This is a genomic window from Microcoleus vaginatus PCC 9802 (genome assembly GCA_022701275.1).
Classification (GTDB): domain Bacteria; phylum Cyanobacteriota; class Cyanobacteriia; order Cyanobacteriales; family Microcoleaceae; genus Microcoleus; species Microcoleus vaginatus_A.
Window position 1 is genome coordinate 1,356,793 of the sequence record CP031740.1, and the last position, 16,426, is coordinate 1,373,218.

Here is a 16,426-nt window from a genome sequence, read left to right on the forward strand (position 1 = left end):
GCGGCTGGAGAGTCAACTCTAAAATCTAAAATCTAAAATCTAAAATCTAAAATTAAAAAGTGACTGACATTCCTTGCTTGAATCTATCAAAAGAGAGAACTTTTTTAACCGCTCGTCGGGGCATAACCTCTATCTAGAGAACGGTTACGCCGATCGCTCTGATCGAGTAAAAATAGGAATGTCATTTCTTTTGTATTCTATGAAACTGAATTATTTTACGAAACGGCTTTCGACTTTAGGGCGCTTGATGGCTGCAACTGTGCTTTGCGTGTCAGCGATAGCCTTCGTTTGGTCTGGTGCGTTCTTCTCGAACACCGCAGCAATGGCTTCTCCTGCTGTAAACTCGATGGCAGCAACAGAAGATGCGGGCGATGTGGTTCAAGAAAAAGCCAGCAAAGATGCTGGACGAGCCAAGAACTTCATCCGAGATACAGAAGAGAAGGTTAAGGAAACTGCCAAGACAAATGCTACTAAAGTCGATCGAGCATCGGAGGATGGTAGTGTAGTAGAGCGCAAAGCTAAGAAAGATGCGGCCACAATTGAGAAAAGAGCATCGGAAGATTCAGCTCGGACTCAGAAAGCAGTAGATAATACCAAGAATGCTGTCGAGAGCGCTGTTGACAGCATCAAGGGTGTTTTTAGCAAGTAGACAATAAATAAGTAGGTAAGCGCAAAAAAACAATAATATCTTGCAGGGGCTTGTAGGGGTGGCTTTAGCCCTTATCTACAGTAAGGGCGAGTCGATCGTTGCAGAACCCGCCCTCTCCTCAAGTGATGTTTATTTGTACTTACTTACTTGAAACTGAAAGATTGATGTACATTGACCAAGACCTCTATACGGCTCGTGTAACGGGCCCGAAGCCCTTGTTTAAAATTGCCGCAAAAAGCGCAAATCGCTAGCATAAACCCGGCGAATATCGTCGATTTCATAAAGTACCATTGCGAACCGCTCGACACCAAAACCGGCCGCAAACCCAGTATATTTTTCTGGATCTAAACCGACTCCTTTAAGAACGTTAGGATCGACTGTTCCGCAGCCCAAAACTTCCAGCCATTTGCCGTTCCACTGCAAATCAACTTCGGCAGAAGGTTCCGTAAACGGAAAGTAACTGGTGCGGAAACGGATCGGCAAATCTTGCCCAAACATTTGCCGCAAAAACTCTTTAATCGTACCTTTCAAGTCCGTAAAAGTCAGACCTTCATCAATTGCTAAAAGTTCAATTTGGTGGAAAACTGCCGCGTGAGTAGCATCAACAGTATCGCGGCGGTAAACGCGGCCGGGAGAGACAATCCGAATCGGGGGTTTGTGCTGTTCCATGTAGCGAATTTGCACCGATGATGTCTGAGTCCGCAGCAAGTCGCCGCCTGGTAGGTAAAATGTATCTTGCATATCCCGCGCTGGGTGGTCTGGCGGTGTGTTCAGCGCCTCGAAGTTATAATAATCTGTTTCCATTTCCGGGCCGTTGGCGACGGTGTAGCCGAGGCCGACAAAGATATCGAGAGCGCGGTCTATGACGGCGTTTAAGGGGTGAACGCGACCTTGGGAGCGAAAAATCCCCGGCATGGTGACATCGATGGTTTCTGAGGCTAATTTGGCTTGGATTTGGGCGGTTTGGAGGGCGGCGCGCTTGTCTTCTAAATCGGCTTGCAGGGCTTCTTTGACAGTATTGGCGATCGCACCTACTTTGGGCCGCTGGTCTGGCGACAGTTTGCCCATCATGCCTAAAATTTGAGAGAGTTGGCCTTTTTTGCCGAGGTAGCCGACGCGCAACTGTTCGAGTTGTTCGAGGGTATTGGCAGTGGCGATCGCACTTTTGGACTCTTGACCGAGGGTTTCTAGTTGAGTTTCAATGTCGCTTAGCTGGACAGTCATTTTGATTTTAGATTTTAGATTTTAGATTTTAGATTGATGGCAGTTTTGAGCCAAGTTGAGTTTAGCGCAATTATGGCTCGACAGTATTCTTGATTTGAGATTTTAGATTTTCGGTATTTACGGATAATTCGTAATAAGTAATGGGATGTCAGAGCGATCGCCCTAGTTGAATCTAGTTTAATATTGTTATCAGGCCTATAAAAATTTCGATGAAACTTTTAATTAGCAACGACGACGGCATCTTTGCACAAGGCATCCACAGTCTCGCCAACGCTCTCGCCGCCGCCGGTCACGATGTGAGCGTAGTTTGTCCCGACAGAGAGCGCTCCGCTACCGGTCACGGCCTCACCCTGCACCAACCCATCCGCGCCGAAATTGTCGAATCTATTTTTGATCCCGCAGTCAAAGCTTGGGCCTGTTCGGGCACTCCTGCCGACTGCGTGAAACTCGCTTTGTGGGCTTTACTTGACAAACCGCCCGATTTTGTCCTTTCCGGTATCAACCACGGGCCCAATCTAGGCACGGATATCATCTGTTCGGGCACGGTTTCGGCAGCAATGGAAGGAATTATGGAAGGCATTCCCAGCATTGCTTTCAGCCTCGCCAGCTTTACTTCGCAGGAATTTGGGCCGGCAGTGGATTTCGCTGTCACTTTGCTGTCACAGTTGGAAAAACAGCCAATGCCGAAACCTGTGCTGTTGAATGTCAACATACCAGCAGTCACACAAGCAGAAATTACCGGAGTTGCGATCGCCCGTCAAGGCATTCGCCGCTATTTCGACATATTTCAAAAGCGCACTGATCCGCGCGGCAAAACTTATTATTGGCTAGCTGGGGAATTGTTAGAAGATGTAGAAGAAGCTTATGATCCGGCAGTGCCGCATGATATTCCTACGGACGTACAAGCTATTCGCGACAATAAAATTACCGTTACTCCGCTCCAGTACAATCTCACCTGTACTCCCGACTTGCACTCGTTGCGGGATTGGCAATTTGAAGGTTTTCCCAAGCAGTGAGCTCCGATCGACCCGATCCGAGCGGTAAACTAGGAATTAAGGAAAAGTGCCTCTTCAGGTCTATACCTTAGGCGTTAACACAGGCTCCCAATTAGTTGTTGGTTTTTTTTTACTCAAGAAAAACAGTTATGAACGCTCCCACCTATAACACTCATTCTCTCACTTGCCCGATTTGCAACCGTTCCAGCGTCGTAGGCCCAGTCGGGATGGTTAGCGGACTATTCACTTGTCCCCACTGCCATTCTCATTTAGTAATTAGCTGGAGCGGTCATTTTGTGCGAGATCCTTTTAGTCTCAAACAACTGACGGTGGGAAAGATGCTCAGGCGCGAGAGCAGACCGCTAGCTCGCATTCAGCGTGATTTTGGGCTGGGCAAGCATTTTCCGCTGATTGCAATTTTGGGCAGCATGGTATTTGTGGGATGTGCGATCGCCGCTACGGAACAATCGCTACCCCGACAGAATTCATTTCAAGGATTAATAGAGTGGGTGAGCGGAACTGGTAATTCCGAAGATGTCTCCCGTTAACATTTCTTAACAGAAATTGTGACAGATACTCCGTGCAAATATCTATTCCTTTAGGTATAAATCACCATATTTTAGCAATTGCACCAATCTTGAACTGCGGGTAAGGACTTAGGCGGCGTGCCCAAAGCGTGTCCCCAAAAAAGTCAAAACCCCCTCCGGCAGGGGTTAAAACCCCTGCCTCAAAGCTCAATTCCGGTGGGATTAAGTCTCACAAGGGTGTTTGAGGTTAAGTTGATACAGATTACATCGCTCAATTTTGAAACTCAGCAATTTTTTTAACTGCTGTTTCCAAAATTGCTGGCGACTCGACTAAGGCAAATCGCACGTAGCCTTCTCCTGATTTCCCGAAACCGGCACCCGGGGAAGCTGCGACTCCTGTACTCTGTACTAGCTGAGTGCAAAATTTCACGGAATCTTGGCCCCAAGGTTCCGGCAGTTTCGCCCAGACGTACATGGTGGCGGGGGGTACAGGCACTTGCCAGCCGATGCCCTGTAGCGCGTTTACAAAGGCATCCCGTCGTTTTCTGAAGGTTTCTACGCTGGTTCTGACGGTATCTTGAGAACCTGTTAATGCTGCGATCGCTCCGTTCAAAATCCCTCGGTATTGGTTGAAGTCCACTGCGGCTTTTACCTGTCGCAGCGCTGCAATTAGTTCGGAATTGCCGATCGCATATCCGACTCGAAAACCTCCCATACTGTAGGATTTGGATAGTGTAAAAAACTCGATCGCCACACTCTTATCTCTATCGGCCTGAAAGATTGACGGCGCCATCAATTTTCGATATTCTTCCTCGTTACCAGACTCTGCCTGTATGAGAGAATTGCGATCGTCGAACACCAAGTCCACATAAGGGAAATCGTGAACTAAAACCAGCCGATGTTCTCGACAAAAAGCCACAGCTTTCTCAAAAAAAGCAACCGGGGCGATCGCAGTTGTAGGATTGTGAGGATAGCTCAAAACCATCATCTTCGACTGAGCCAGCACTGCTGGCGGAATATCTTCAAATATCGGCAAAAACGCATTTTCTGCTAATAGCGGCATCGGATAAATTTGACCACCAGCCAAATGCACACCGCCTGCGTGGGAAGGATATCCCGGATCGAGCAACAAAGCAAAATCTCCAGGGTTGAGTACAGCTAAAGGCATATGCGCCGTGCCTTCTTGGGAACCAATTAACGGCAGCACTTCTGTTTCTGGATTGACTGCAATCCCAAATTTTTGCTCGTACCAAATAGCTGCTGCTTCCCGAAAATCTCTTGTGCCGTTAAATAGCAAATAGCCGTGAGTGCTGGTGTCTGACAGAGAATGTGCGATCGCATCTGTAATGTGAGCAGCCGCTGGCAAATCCGAAGAACCCAGAGACAAGTCAATCACATTCTGCCCCGCTGCTCTAGCTTGAGCTTTTGCCCGATCCATATCGGCAAATACATTAAATTGCAGTGGATCTAAACGTTTAGCAAATTGCATATTTTCTGTATCTTTTGGGATTTTTAAGGAATATTTTTATATTAACTAAATTATTTTTTATATTGCATTTTTATTTGGTTTGTGATTTTTTTTACTAACCGCAGAGAGCGCTGAGGGCGCCGAGTCAGAGAGGAATATCGAGGATAAAAGAGAGAGCTTAAAAAAAACTTTGCGATTGCTATATTTGTGAGTTGGGAGTTGGAAACTCCCGAATCATTTCCAAACTTTATAAGTGAGCGTCGAGCAAACCGATTAAAGTTTGTTTACTAATAGCTCCTTCGTGAGAAAGCACTACTTCGGCATTTTTAAACAGCCGGAGAGCTGGGACTCCTTCTACTTTATACTGCTTGACGGTATTAGGATTGGGGTCAATTTCCATTTTAACCACTTTCAGCCGATCGCTGTAGTTGGCAGCCACCCAGTCTACCGAAGGCGCGATCAGTTTGCAAGGCCCGCACCAAGTAGCCCAAAAATAGGCAAGCACTGGTTGCTCAGCTTTCAGGACTTCTGTTTCAAATTTTTCGTCGTTAATGACAATTACACTGTTGCTCATGGTTCTGCGATTATTTTTTCTATTTATTTCTAAAGCACCGGCGGGCGTGAAACTTGCACCAACTGAGAAGACAGGCCCAAAAAACTGTTACTAATTTTAAAACATTCTGCGAATTATTGAGTGCAAACTCAGGACTGGGGACGGATGGCTAATTCTGTATGGCGTTTAATTCCACTGTTGTCGGCGTCTGGTAGCGTGCAGATGGCGATCGACCAATGGCTACTGGAACAGCATCTAGCGGGGAAAAATCCGCCAACTCTGCGATTTTACACTTGGCAACCGGCGGCGATTTCCTTGGGCTACCACCAGCGCAGGTGGCCGGAGTTTTGGCAGCATTTGTCTTGGGGGGGAATGCCTGTGCAGTTGGTGAGGAGGCCCAGCGGCGGGCGCGCGGTACTTCACCAAGGGGATTTAACTTATGCAGTTGTGGCCTCGGGATTTGGAAGCAGTCGTATGAAAGCTTATCAGACTATTTGCGAGTTTTTGATTGAGGGTTGGAGGGCGATGGGTTTGGATTTGCAATACGGGGAAGCTGGAAGGGGTTATATTCACAATCCGAATTGTTTTGGTACTGCGACGGGTGCAGATTTAGTTACCGCTGATGGTTGCAAGTTAATTGGTAGCGCGCAATTGCGACGGGGCGATGCTATTTTGCAGCACGGTTCGATGCGTTTGCAGCCAGATGTTTGTTTGTTTTCTCAAGTTTTTGGGGAGCAATTAATTCCTGTGCAATTACCTCTATCTGAAGGAGGAGATGATTTGATTGCAACTGTAATTGATGTTTTGAGTGCGGCTGCTTGTCGCTGTTTTGAAATTGATTTGAAAGTGCAGCCACTTTCGGATCGGGAATGGCATGACATTTTGAAATTAACAAGTAATAAGCTGTTTGACCTTTAATCTGCATATTTGGCGGGCTTTCCGGCAGCCTTTTAGGAACAGCTATCTTGGCTCTTCTACAATAAAAATTGTTTGTTAGGGAACGACCATATTGGCTGTTACTAATACAAGTTAAAAACTGGTACACTTATTGTATTGAAACTTTTCTGGCCCGTTGCTATAACGCCACCAGAAAAGTTAAATTTAAATGCAGTACAGCTTATGGTTGTGGCTTAGTTTGAACGATCGGCTCTTTGGCAATTTTGCCCAAGGTCACTGAATCCAGCAAGCTTTCCCAATCAGCCTTGAGCGCTGTATCATTAGGCTGATCGCGGCGAGCGGCAGCTAGGGTGCTGAGGGCATCTTGCCAAATCCCATTTTCAGCATAAATAACGGTTTTCTGGCGCGGATCTGCCTGATCTAATTGACGGCGGATATCTGCACTGAGTTCAACTCGCCGTACAGTACCGCTTTCCATCTGATCGGCCGATCGGTCTTGAGCGTCGCAAATCACTGTAAAATTCCAAGTGTAACTTTGGCCTACTTCCAAGGGCGGCACATTTTTGTTAGCGGGGATACTAACGCCGATCACCCCTGATAAATTGCTAATTGTGAGATCCTGTTTATAAATCTGCTTGCCGCTTTGATCTTGTAGGATAAATTCGGCTGATTCTGCCTCTGTTTGAGGCAAGTAGAAAAAGAACGTTGGATAGTCGAAAACAGTCCGTCCGATCTTATTCGTAGGCACTAAGGCTGTGAGACCTAGCTGACTAATACTCGCGCAGCCACCGCGCACAGGGCGTCCCGGTTGAGTGGGCGGCCGCTCATCAATATCTTCAGTAGGCTGAATGAAGCGCGGCCCTCCCGGTATAGGGTTGGGTGGGCGGTCAGGTGTGTTTATTATCGGCTGTCCCACAACTGCAAATTGAGAAATGTTAAGTGTGGCTATCAATACTATTGAGCCAACTGATATCAGATTGATGAGAAACTTAGTAATTGTTTTCATATTAACTCCATGAATTTTTAGGGATAGATTCTCTCTTTTTATTTCTTTTTCCTTCCCAAAATCCGGTAGACATTAACTTTTTGTTCCCTGCCTTTTAAAGGCAAAAGTCCCCAAGATTCTACCTCAAATTTGTCCGCCAGATGCAGAAAGGTTTCTTCTGCAATCAATATCCGGCAAGTGCCCTCTTGCCGATCCTTTTCGCAGCTTTCGAGGCGAGAGGCAATATTTACGCTGTCGCCGATCACTCCATATTCTAAACGGGTTGTGCCTCCCAGACTACCCACCATAACAGGCCCTGTAAAGATGCCTACTCGCATTTTTGCGGCCGGTAAACCGCGTGTGAGCCAATTTTGATTCATTTCTGGCAAGCGGGAACTGATGGCTAAAGCACAAGATACGGCAAGGCGAGCATCTTCGGCAATTTCTTCGGGAGTGGTGCGGGGAATGGGTACGCCAAATACTGCCAGCATTCCATCTCCGGTAAATTTATTAATCACGCCTTGATGTGCTTGGACTTCTTGAGCCATTGCTGATAAATACTCATTTAACCAACTCATTACCACTTCTGGTGGTAGTTTTTCGGAGATTGTACTAAAACCCTGCAAGTCGGTGAGGACGATGGTAGCAGTAACTTTTTGCCCTGGCAATAACCCTGATTCGAGCAGATGGACGCGCTCTTTCCACAGCGCATTTGCGATCGCCGGTGAAGTTTGTTGTCCTAATAATTTCATCACAATCCCTTGCTGTTGCCTCGACTGCTCGTATTTATAGGTAACTGCGACTCCTGCGGTGATTAAAAGTCCCAGGGTAGGGGCCATTAAAGGTATCCACCCCTGTTGCATGAAGAGGAAAAAGGTGAATCCGAATAATGAGCCGCAAGCTGCGATCGCGATTGCGATCAAATTTAGGGATTTTTCTAGCCGCCAAGCTAAACAGCCACCCACTGCACTCCACACAGCGATCCAGAGAATTTCGTGCCATTCGTCCCAATACCAAAATAGCCCTTTGCCGTCTAACACTGCACTGAGAATGTGGCTGGTGGCCGTTGCGTGAATTAATACTCCAGGGGTCGGGATATTACCGTTTTTAGTAGCGCTGTAAGGGGTCGAAAAAATATCTTTTACAGTTGGAGCTGTAACGCCAATTAAGACTATTTTACCTTTTACCAATTTGGGGTCAACTTTGCCTTGCAAAACTTGAGTTATTGTCACGGTTTCTGCTATCTTTTTAGCAGAACGGTAATTGAGCAATATTTGATAGCCTTGGGCAGGAATGTTCTGATAACCTCCTGAGTTTGAGCGCAACTTGGAAAATACTATTTTATTTACCAGGAATTCATTGTTTTTTGTACCTTTAGATTCTATTTTTCGGCTATCAAAATATGCAAAAGCTAGCCGGGAGGGAAATGAATAAAACGTTTTCTTACCATCGCCAATAGAAATTACATTGCGACGCAGTATACCATCTGGATCGAGATACAAATCGTTAAATCCTACCCGCTGGTCGGGTATGTTGGGAGGTGGCTGCACTCGATCGTACTTTGAGGTGCCGATGAAGGTAATGGGAAATACTTTGGGGTTTTTCAGTTGAGTTGCTAATTCTGCATTCCCCGGTTCGTAGGGAATATCACGAATTATATCCAGGCCAATAGCTGTGGGTTCTAAACGCGCTATTTCTGCGATCGCTTTTGCTAAAACGCGATCGGAAAGTGGCCATTTTTCAATAGTATTAATGTCCGGATCTGTGACTTCAACTATCAGTAACCTGGGGTCAGGGCCCGGATCTGGCCGCAACTGCACCATGAGGTCATAAGCATTTAATTCCAGTGGCTGCAACCCGCCTAAATGCCGCACTCCCAATAGAGTTCCGGTCACGACAATCCAGATAATAGCAAGAGGTTGCAAGTCAGGGAAGGGGAAGAAATAAGTTAAGTTTTTCCAACGTCCCTCCCCCAATTTATGATAAATTCTATTAAAGAATTTGGGCATAAAATTTAATGTTTGAACCCTGAGTGACAAAGTTGGCTACATCTTAACTTATCACTAATGCCCCTTACCGATGCCCAACTTTTAGTTTTCCTGTGCAGTTTTGGCGATCGCACTTAACTGCAATCCCTGCGGATAGCTGTTTTCTTCTTTGCTGCGCTTGATGTCGGCCATTGAAACCTGGGGTTTGAGGTATTTTGCCAAAACTTTAACCACGTCACCCCGATCGATCGTCCCTGCTACTGAACCAATCGGCGAGAGGACGATGATTCGCGGGAGTTTACGGGCTTCCATGCTGTTAATTACTTCTGCGATGGATGCTTTTTCCGAGACTGTGGGGGTTTTTCCCAGGGGTTTCAAAATGTTGTGCAAAGTCTGAATTTGCCATTGACTGCGTTCTGTGAAGCGGATATCGTCGATCGACACTAAGCCCAAATCCCGGCCGTTGGTCGCAGCAATGTAAAATGGAAACGGATTGACTTCTAACAAATATCGATCGGCAAATTCTCGCAGAGTCAAATCTGCATCTACAACTCGAAACTCGCGGCTCATCGCATCGCTGGCTTTAATTTTAACCAAGGCTTCTTGCAGTGAGGTCAATCTGCTATAAGCAGTGGCATTGCGAATGCCAAACCCGCCGATCAGCGCAATCCACAAGCCGCCGTACTCGCGCGTTAAAAAGCATAAACTCAGACCCAAAGCAACACCCAGCCAACCTAAAACTTGTCCTGTTTTTGCCGCCCAGCGAACGCCGGCAAATCGAGAGCCGGTGATTTTCCAAATTGCTGCTTTTAAAACTTGTCCTCCATCCAAAGGCAGGCCGGGAATTAAGTTAAATAATCCCAAAACTAGATTGATGAGTGCAACCCTTTCGGTGACAATTGCTAGCAAACTTTTCGGGGGAAGAACTTGAGAACCCAAACCAAGGATTAAAAACACCGCAAAGCTGACGAGAGGGCCGGCAATGGCTACTTGAAAAGCTTGACCCGGAGTTTTTGATTCCGAGTCGATCGAAGCTACTCCACCAAATAAGAATAAGGTAATAGAATTAACTTTAATGCCTTGCGATATCGCCGCCAAGCTGTGTCCGAGTTCGTGCAAGAGCACGGAAGCAAACAGTAGCAGAGCTATTGCTAACCCCGCACTCCAGGAGAGCGCAGGCCCCCACAGGCCGTAACTGCTGGCGTATTCGCGGGTTGCTAAGGCTAAAATTATAAACCACGAATAATCTATAACTAGGGGGATGCCAAATAAAGAGCCGATTCGCCAACCTGTCTGCATGAATTTTCCTGGGAAAGGAGAGCAAGAAAGAGTTTCTATTATATCTTTTCTACCCCTTGGCTTTGCCTTTCCCCTGATTTTTACAGAACTCCGGCGCTACCCAAGCCCAAGATTACTCCGGCTCCCAGCAAGTGGCCGAAGCTGGCTGTTGCCAGCAATTCTGGTACGCCGAAGCCTTTGAACATTCCAGGGAGTGCAAGGGGTAAAGCTGGGCCCTTGCCTCGGTTTTGCTTGGAGATGCCGTAGTAGCCGATCGTGATCGCCAGCAAATTACATAAAATCATTGTCAGTCCTACCATGGGCGACCACTCCGGTGTTGAGGGAGCGGTAGATTGTACGGCTAACAGCAAAGATGAGTTGATCACGTTCTTATCTCCTGATTGCACAGATAAATTGATTTCCACGATTATAAAAAGCGCTTTGCATTAAACTAAGATTTGTTTTAATAGTTAACAATTCGTTGATATTTTGATAAAACTGCAGAACCGAGGAGGAAGAGTGCGGGTTAAAATTTGCGGAATCACTAAATTAGACCAAGGAATTGCGATCGCCCGCTTGGGAGCCCAAGCTTTGGGGTTTATCTGTGTGCCAGCTTCTCCGCGCTATGTCAGCCCAGAAACTATTCGGCTCATTGTCGAACAGTTGCCGGAAAATGTCGCTCGCATCGGCGTTTTCGCCAACACCACAATAGAAAATATCTGTCAAGTAGCGGCAGAGTCAAATTTAAGTGGGGTGCAGTTGCATGGAGATGAAACAGCGGAATATTGCGATCGACTGCGGGAGTTTTTGCCGGGAATTGAAATTATCAAAGCTTTGAGAGTTAAGACTTCTGAAACTCTAGAGACTGCGGCTATTTACGCTGTTCGTGTCGATACTTTACTGCTCGATGCTTACCATCCCAATCAACTCGGCGGTACTGGAAAAACGATCGACTGGATGATGTTATCAGAGTTTAGACCCCAGTGTCCTTGGCTGCTGGCGGGCGGTTTAACACCCGATAATATTTTAAACGCAATTGATAGCGCGATCGGCAATAACTTCAGCGGTGTTGACCTTTCTAGCGGCGTAGAAATAGCGCCGGGAGATAAAGATTTGACCAAAGTTGCTCAGTTGTTTGCTAATTTAAGTCAACTTGCTCATCATTAATAAATTGGCAATACCAAATTCGCGCTTTTTATGCGATTCATTCTTTAGTCTGCCTGAGCGAAGCCTGCCTTATACAAGGCAGACCTCGTTTCTACAGTAGCAATTTCAACCCCAGATTATTCCCTTTATTGTTTTATCGGCGGATCTCAAAAGTGCGTGAAGCGGAGCTATCCGGTTCTCCGCAGGGTTTCCCGTTCTCCGTAGGGGTTCCCGTAGGGTAGGGTAGGGAATCGCCCTCCGCGTCTTCGTATTCCAAAACCAACTCACTAACCGTAGCACCGGTGGGGCCGCGGCGGCACCAACTAATCATTTCTTCCACAGCTTTTTTGGATCCTTCAAAGACAGCCTCGACGCGCCCATCGGGGAGATTTCTTACCCAGCCGCTGAGGCCGAAATACTTTGCTTGATTGCTCGTTGAATATCGGTATCCTACTCCTTGAACTAATCCCGAAACAAAAACGCGGACTCTGACGGGCGGCAATGATTGGTTTTGCATAATAAACGGCTCAACTTACTGCTAACATCTGTTTGAAAATTTTAAGGATCAGTTTGATTATGTTAAATTTTAGTGCGATGGCGCTGCCGGGATTCCTGATACGCCGCATCACCCTAGCTTTTTCAACTATTCCCGATTTCACTGATTGGCTGGTTGCAGCTATGCTCGCGCTGGTTTACACTTCGATCGCTCTTTCGGTGGGTTTTTGGTCGGGATTTCTAAAAGTAGACGTGCAAACCTCTCGGCGTACAATTGTGGGAGTGCTCATGGGCTGTTTGTTAAGTCCGGGCATCACCGAGGAATTATTGTTCCGGGTGTTAATGCTGCCGCACCCGTTCGAGAAGGCTTCTGGGTTAACGCTGTGGTTTTGGGGATGCGCGAGTTTGGCGGCTTTTGTAGTTTACCACCCGCTGAACGCGCTGACTTTTTACCCGGTTGGTCGATCGACCTTTATGAATCCAGTGTTTTTACTACTGGCGGCAATTTTGGGAGTTGCGTGCTCTATCGCATACCTGCAAAGCGGTTCTATCTGGCCTGCGGTGGCGGTTCACTGGCTCGCAGTGACAGCCTGGCTGTTGCTACTGGGCGGTTACAGGAGGCTGTATGGTTAAATGTAAAAAGTCCAGCATAACTATTTTGTCGGGAGGATCTCAGTTGTGGGTATCATAGGAGCGATCGTAGGTTTTTTGGCAGGGGTAGCAGTTGCTTACTGGTTGGTGGAAAAGCGCTTAAAGAAGCAAAAACAAGAATACTTGCAGCAAACTCGCAGAATTACTGAGGAAATAGAATTAGCTCAGATGTCTCGGGTGCAACAAGCTGTCGAATCTCAGCAAGGAGAACGCGAGAATCAGCTTAGAAAAGCTACTATCGAACACGAAAATTTACTCAGACAAGTTACTACCCAATACGAAAACCAGCTCAAACAAGTTGCAGCTCAATATGAAAATCAGCTCCAACAAGTTTTGGCCGAACGCGACAGTCAGGTCCAACCAGTTGCCAGCGTAGACGAGTACGAGCTGCGGCGACAAATCAGCGAGGAATTAGAAGCTGCTAACAATGCTAGGATGCAGCAAAATATCCAATCTTTGCAAGCAGAACACGAACATCATTTACTCAGAGTTGCTGACGAATTGCATATAAATTATCAAGCTCAGATGGAGCAACATTTGCAAAACCTGCAAGATGAACACGAAATTCGCTTGAGGCAAATTGCCGAGGAATATGAGAACCGAGAGGTTGAGATGCAGTTAAATATGGAGGCTTTGCAAGAGCAATACGAGAGTCAGTTGCACGCGGCTCACGAGCAGTTGAGAGAGCACGAAGCTCAGATGCAAGCTACTATCAGGTCTTTGCAAGAGCAGTACGAGAGTAATGTACAACAACAAGAAGTCCCGGAGCAGCAGTTCAGTCAGTTAAATCCCACAGAATTTGGAGAATATTTACCACAAGAAGAAGTTTGGGAGGAACAGTCAAGTGAGTTAAATCAAACAGAAGTTCAAGAAGAGTTAAATTACACAGATTTTTCGGAACCACAACCAATTGATTTACATCAACCAGCAGTCGAACCACAGCTTCCAATTACCAGACAAGCACCAAGCTATTCCCTACCGCAGTTGATGGGATGTGTTCAAAGTCAGGACAAAGAAACCCGCAAGTTTGCAGCGTCTGCTTTAGGTAAAATGGGTGCTGCTAATGCTCTGAGAGCCGAAGGTCAGCGAGCAATAGAAACGTTAGGAAAATTAGCTCAAGATATTCACCCGGATGTGCGCGAAGCTGCTGTGGAAGCACTAGCAATGATTAAGTCTGAAAAAGTGATTCCGCTACTACAAAAAGCTTTGCGAGATATAGATAGCGGTGTGGCTAAATCGGCAAGTGCTGCGCTCAATAAGTTTAAGTTTTATCCGCGCACTCCGGCGGCTAAGCCGAAAACTGTTGATGTAAAGAAACCAAAGCGTTAAGCCTTTACGAGCCTAAATAAATATAGCAATTGTCAATTGCCTACAACACAGTAGGGATACAACATTGTTGTGTCCTTACCGAGGTGCTGTATTTGACTCAATTTCTATTACTACCACAAACTTTGGAGGTTGGGTTGAGCAAAGAAATCCAACTCAATTATTCGATCGACAACTCGCCCAACCCTTAGCAGCAATCACCGGCACCCCGCCAGCCGAGGCCGATAGGTTTGATGATGCCCTGCCAACGGCTTTGGTGGCAATTGAGTCGCACAAAATCTATTTCAGACTGTGGGTTAACTGAGTCTGTTGCACTATTCTTAAAATCGCTGCTTTGTACCGAGTATAAATTTGATGTCACCGGAGTCGCTAACACCCACATCTAAGCGAATTAATCCAAAGGACGATCGCACCCTCACACCCACCCCAACACCCGCCCCAGTCCCCGGTTTGTCCCTGACTACCGCCGGTTTTCCCAGTACACTATCTCCTGTGCCCAAATCCGACGCAAAATCAACAAATATCACGCCGCCGACATCCTGGCCCACAGGAAACCGATATTCGCCGGAAGCTAAAAAATAACTCCTGCCACTGCCAATATCCCCGCTATCGTAACCCCGCACGGAATTGCGGCCGCCGAGACGAAAAGCTTCCGTTGGTGGCAAATCCCCGATTACCGTACCCGCTTGCAAGTTAAAAGCCAGCATTTCGGGCAAGGCTTCGGACTCGCTGATGCCGAACAAAGTTACTGGTACATAATGTATATAATTCGCTAACAGCCTGTTACTCACAATGTTACCTCGCCCTAGAGGTATCGACTGCTCGGTGCTGAGGCTGAGAATCGAGCCTCTGGTTGGGTCGAAGGGATTGTCCCGCCGATCGAGCATCGCCCCAAAAGAAACAGTGTATAACTCGTCAACGCCGCTGCCGCTGAATGTGAGAGGATTGCCGAGTTCGTCGCGGCGGGCGATATTTAAGTTGCGATCGCGCGTGCTGATATTTGTATAATTCAGTCCCAAAGTCCCTCGCCAATCGCCCAAAGGTCTGGTAAACCTGAGATTTCCCCCCATCCGAATTTCCCTAACTCGGTTGCCGTTGGGCAAATCAATATCTTTGTTGAAAATTTCCGATATTCTGCGATCGCCAAAAGCTCTCACACTGTATCCCAAACGGTCTTCGGCGGCAACGTAAGGGCTGACAAACTGGACATCGTACTGGATACCTCGGAGGCTGGGCTGAAGTTCTACCGCTAGCCGCTGCGGGTTTCGGCCGAAAGTTCGATCGGTATAGGAAAGAGGAACAGCAACGCCAATATCATCACTAAGACTGGCACTCACGCTAAAAGAGCGAGCCGATCGCTCTTGAACGTTGTAGATTACATTAACATCCGTGCCAACTTCTTCAATCGAAACCGTCACTTTGTCAAACAATCCCAATTGCTGCAACTGCTGCAAATCCGATCGTACAACTTCCCGGCTGTAGTTATCCCCCGCCTTGAGTTTGACCTCGCCTCGGATAAAATCTTCCGAAATTCTGCCCTCAACCGGATTCCCTTTTTTATCAACTGCTTCGCCTCTGGAATTGACAAAGCGAATTTCCACCTCTGCAACGTAAACGCCCTCAGCATTGCCGGCTTGACTGATTTGTAGAGTACCGCCTAGCTGTCGGGTGTTGCTGTTTACTGCTTCGGGGATTTCGGCGTTGGCCGCGATCGTCGCCGGAGTTTTTAACAGAGATGTAAAATCTTTATTGTGGCTGGACTTGAGAGAGGGAGATTCCCTAGGGGATAGCTGCGCCGCGCGTACTTCTCCAGCAGAAGCTGCGAGCTCATCGGATGCGGGCCAATCCTGCACAGTTGGACTCACCTGAGATGTTGCACCATTCTCAATCAGCTTTTTATCAACAGGCAAGATGCCTGTTCCACAAAACAATTCATCTCTTGTGGAACGGGCATCTTGCCCGTTCTTGAGAATAGTGCCAGATGTGAGACTCACCTCATCCTCCTCCCTCTGTGCCCTTGTGGGACAGGCGTCTCGCGTGTCAATTTCTGCGGTTCCCTCTCTAAACTCCGCCTCAGTCGCTGGGGCACTCGGATCGATCGCCCGCGCTGCCAATTCGCCGCCAGCCAGCGCAGCCAAAGTCAAAAATGCAATAATCGGAATTCGCATAGATATTAAATTTAAAGCACACCCAACGCATATTACCCAAAACCGGGCCCCCTGCATAATTAGCCGAAAAGAAACC

16 protein-coding genes and 1 pseudogene are annotated in these 16,426 nt (G+C 47.1%); 8 read left to right on the forward strand and 9 right to left on the reverse strand.

Annotated features, from left to right (window positions below; translation table 11 throughout):
• Nucleotides 1-199 precede the first annotated feature (199 nt).
• Nucleotides 200-649, forward strand: coding sequence for a hypothetical protein (locus D0A34_05675; GenBank protein ID UNU18433.1), 450 nt, complete (start codon nucleotides 200-202; stop codon nucleotides 647-649).
• Nucleotides 650-868: 219 nt separating this feature from the next.
• Here the strand turns inward: D0A34_05675 and D0A34_05680 are convergent, their stop codons facing one another.
• Complete coding sequence (locus D0A34_05680) at nucleotides 869-1,873, reverse strand: phenylalanine--tRNA ligase subunit alpha (protein UNU18434.1); 1,005 nt, start codon at nucleotides 1,871-1,873, stop codon at nucleotides 869-871.
• Nucleotides 1,874-2,082: 209 nt separating this feature from the next.
• Here D0A34_05680 and surE point away from each other — a divergent pair, with 209 nt between their 5' ends.
• Entirely contained in the window at nucleotides 2,083-2,889 is an 807-nt protein-coding gene (gene surE / locus D0A34_05685) for a 5'/3'-nucleotidase SurE (protein UNU18435.1), read from the forward strand.
• 128 nt (nucleotides 2,890-3,017) lie between these two features.
• Entirely contained in the window at nucleotides 3,018-3,416 is a 399-nt protein-coding gene (locus D0A34_05690) for a hypothetical protein (GenBank protein UNU18436.1), read from the forward strand.
• A gap of 250 nt (nucleotides 3,417-3,666) precedes the next feature.
• On the opposite strand, the gene D0A34_05695 is transcribed toward D0A34_05690, so the two are convergent.
• Both D0A34_05695 and D0A34_05700 read right to left on the reverse strand, forming a co-directional pair.
• On the reverse strand, nucleotides 3,667-4,884 hold the full coding sequence (locus D0A34_05695) for an LL-diaminopimelate aminotransferase (protein ID UNU18437.1): 1,218 nt from the start codon (nucleotides 4,882-4,884) through the stop codon (nucleotides 3,667-3,669).
• A gap of 226 nt (nucleotides 4,885-5,110) precedes the next feature.
• On the reverse strand, nucleotides 5,111-5,437 hold the full coding sequence (locus D0A34_05700; protein UNU18438.1) for a thioredoxin: 327 nt from the start codon (nucleotides 5,435-5,437) through the stop codon (nucleotides 5,111-5,113).
• Between the two features lie 144 nt (nucleotides 5,438-5,581).
• Here D0A34_05700 and D0A34_05705 point away from each other — a divergent pair, with 144 nt between their 5' ends.
• A complete protein-coding gene (locus D0A34_05705) occupies nucleotides 5,582-6,334 on the forward strand; it encodes a lipoate--protein ligase family protein (protein UNU18439.1) in 753 nt (250 codons plus the stop codon).
• 199 nt (nucleotides 6,335-6,533) lie between these two features.
• Here the strand turns inward: D0A34_05705 and D0A34_05710 are convergent, their stop codons facing one another.
• From D0A34_05710 to psaK, 4 genes are all read right to left on the reverse strand, one after another.
• Nucleotides 6,534-7,319, reverse strand: coding sequence for a DUF928 domain-containing protein (locus tag D0A34_05710; protein ID UNU18440.1), 786 nt, complete (start codon nucleotides 7,317-7,319; stop codon nucleotides 6,534-6,536).
• 38 nt (nucleotides 7,320-7,357) lie between these two features.
• Complete coding sequence (locus tag D0A34_05715) at nucleotides 7,358-9,307, reverse strand: adenylate/guanylate cyclase domain-containing protein (GenBank protein UNU18441.1); 1,950 nt, start codon at nucleotides 9,305-9,307, stop codon at nucleotides 7,358-7,360.
• Between the two features lie 81 nt (nucleotides 9,308-9,388).
• The gene (locus tag D0A34_05720) at nucleotides 9,389-10,585 is read right to left on the reverse strand and encodes a site-2 protease family protein (protein ID UNU18442.1); all 1,197 of its coding nucleotides are present in this window, start codon (nucleotides 10,583-10,585) and stop codon (nucleotides 9,389-9,391) included.
• 80 nt (nucleotides 10,586-10,665) lie between these two features.
• Nucleotides 10,666-10,950 (reverse strand): photosystem I reaction center subunit PsaK, encoded by a 285-nt coding sequence (gene psaK, locus D0A34_05725; protein UNU22183.1) that lies wholly within the window; start codon nucleotides 10,948-10,950, stop codon nucleotides 10,666-10,668.
• A gap of 133 nt (nucleotides 10,951-11,083) precedes the next feature.
• Here psaK and D0A34_05730 point away from each other — a divergent pair, with 133 nt between their 5' ends.
• Nucleotides 11,084-11,731, forward strand: coding sequence for a phosphoribosylanthranilate isomerase (locus tag D0A34_05730; protein UNU18443.1), 648 nt, complete (start codon nucleotides 11,084-11,086; stop codon nucleotides 11,729-11,731).
• A 232-nt stretch (nucleotides 11,732-11,963) separates the two neighbouring features.
• Here the strand turns inward: D0A34_05730 and D0A34_05735 are convergent.
• A pseudogene (locus D0A34_05735) lies at nucleotides 11,964-12,227 on the reverse strand (acylphosphatase).
• 59 nt (nucleotides 12,228-12,286) lie between these two features.
• Here D0A34_05735 and D0A34_05740 point away from each other — a divergent pair.
• From D0A34_05740 to D0A34_05750, 3 genes are all read left to right on the forward strand, one after another.
• The gene (locus D0A34_05740; GenBank protein UNU18444.1) at nucleotides 12,287-12,838 is read left to right on the forward strand and encodes a CPBP family intramembrane metalloprotease; all 552 of its coding nucleotides are present in this window, start codon (nucleotides 12,287-12,289) and stop codon (nucleotides 12,836-12,838) included.
• A gap of 45 nt (nucleotides 12,839-12,883) precedes the next feature.
• Entirely contained in the window at nucleotides 12,884-14,185 is a 1,302-nt protein-coding gene (locus D0A34_05745; protein ID UNU18445.1) for a PBS lyase, read from the forward strand.
• A gap of 64 nt (nucleotides 14,186-14,249) precedes the next feature.
• The gene (locus D0A34_05750; protein ID UNU18446.1) at nucleotides 14,250-14,486 is read left to right on the forward strand and encodes a hypothetical protein; all 237 of its coding nucleotides are present in this window, start codon (nucleotides 14,250-14,252) and stop codon (nucleotides 14,484-14,486) included.
• 16 nt (nucleotides 14,487-14,502) lie between these two features.
• On the opposite strand, the gene D0A34_05755 is transcribed toward D0A34_05750, so the two are convergent.
• Nucleotides 14,503-16,407: an outer membrane protein assembly factor gene (locus D0A34_05755; protein UNU18447.1), complete on the reverse strand. Its 1,905-nt coding sequence runs from the start codon at nucleotides 16,405-16,407 to the stop codon at nucleotides 14,503-14,505.
• Nucleotides 16,408-16,426 lie beyond the last annotated feature (19 nt).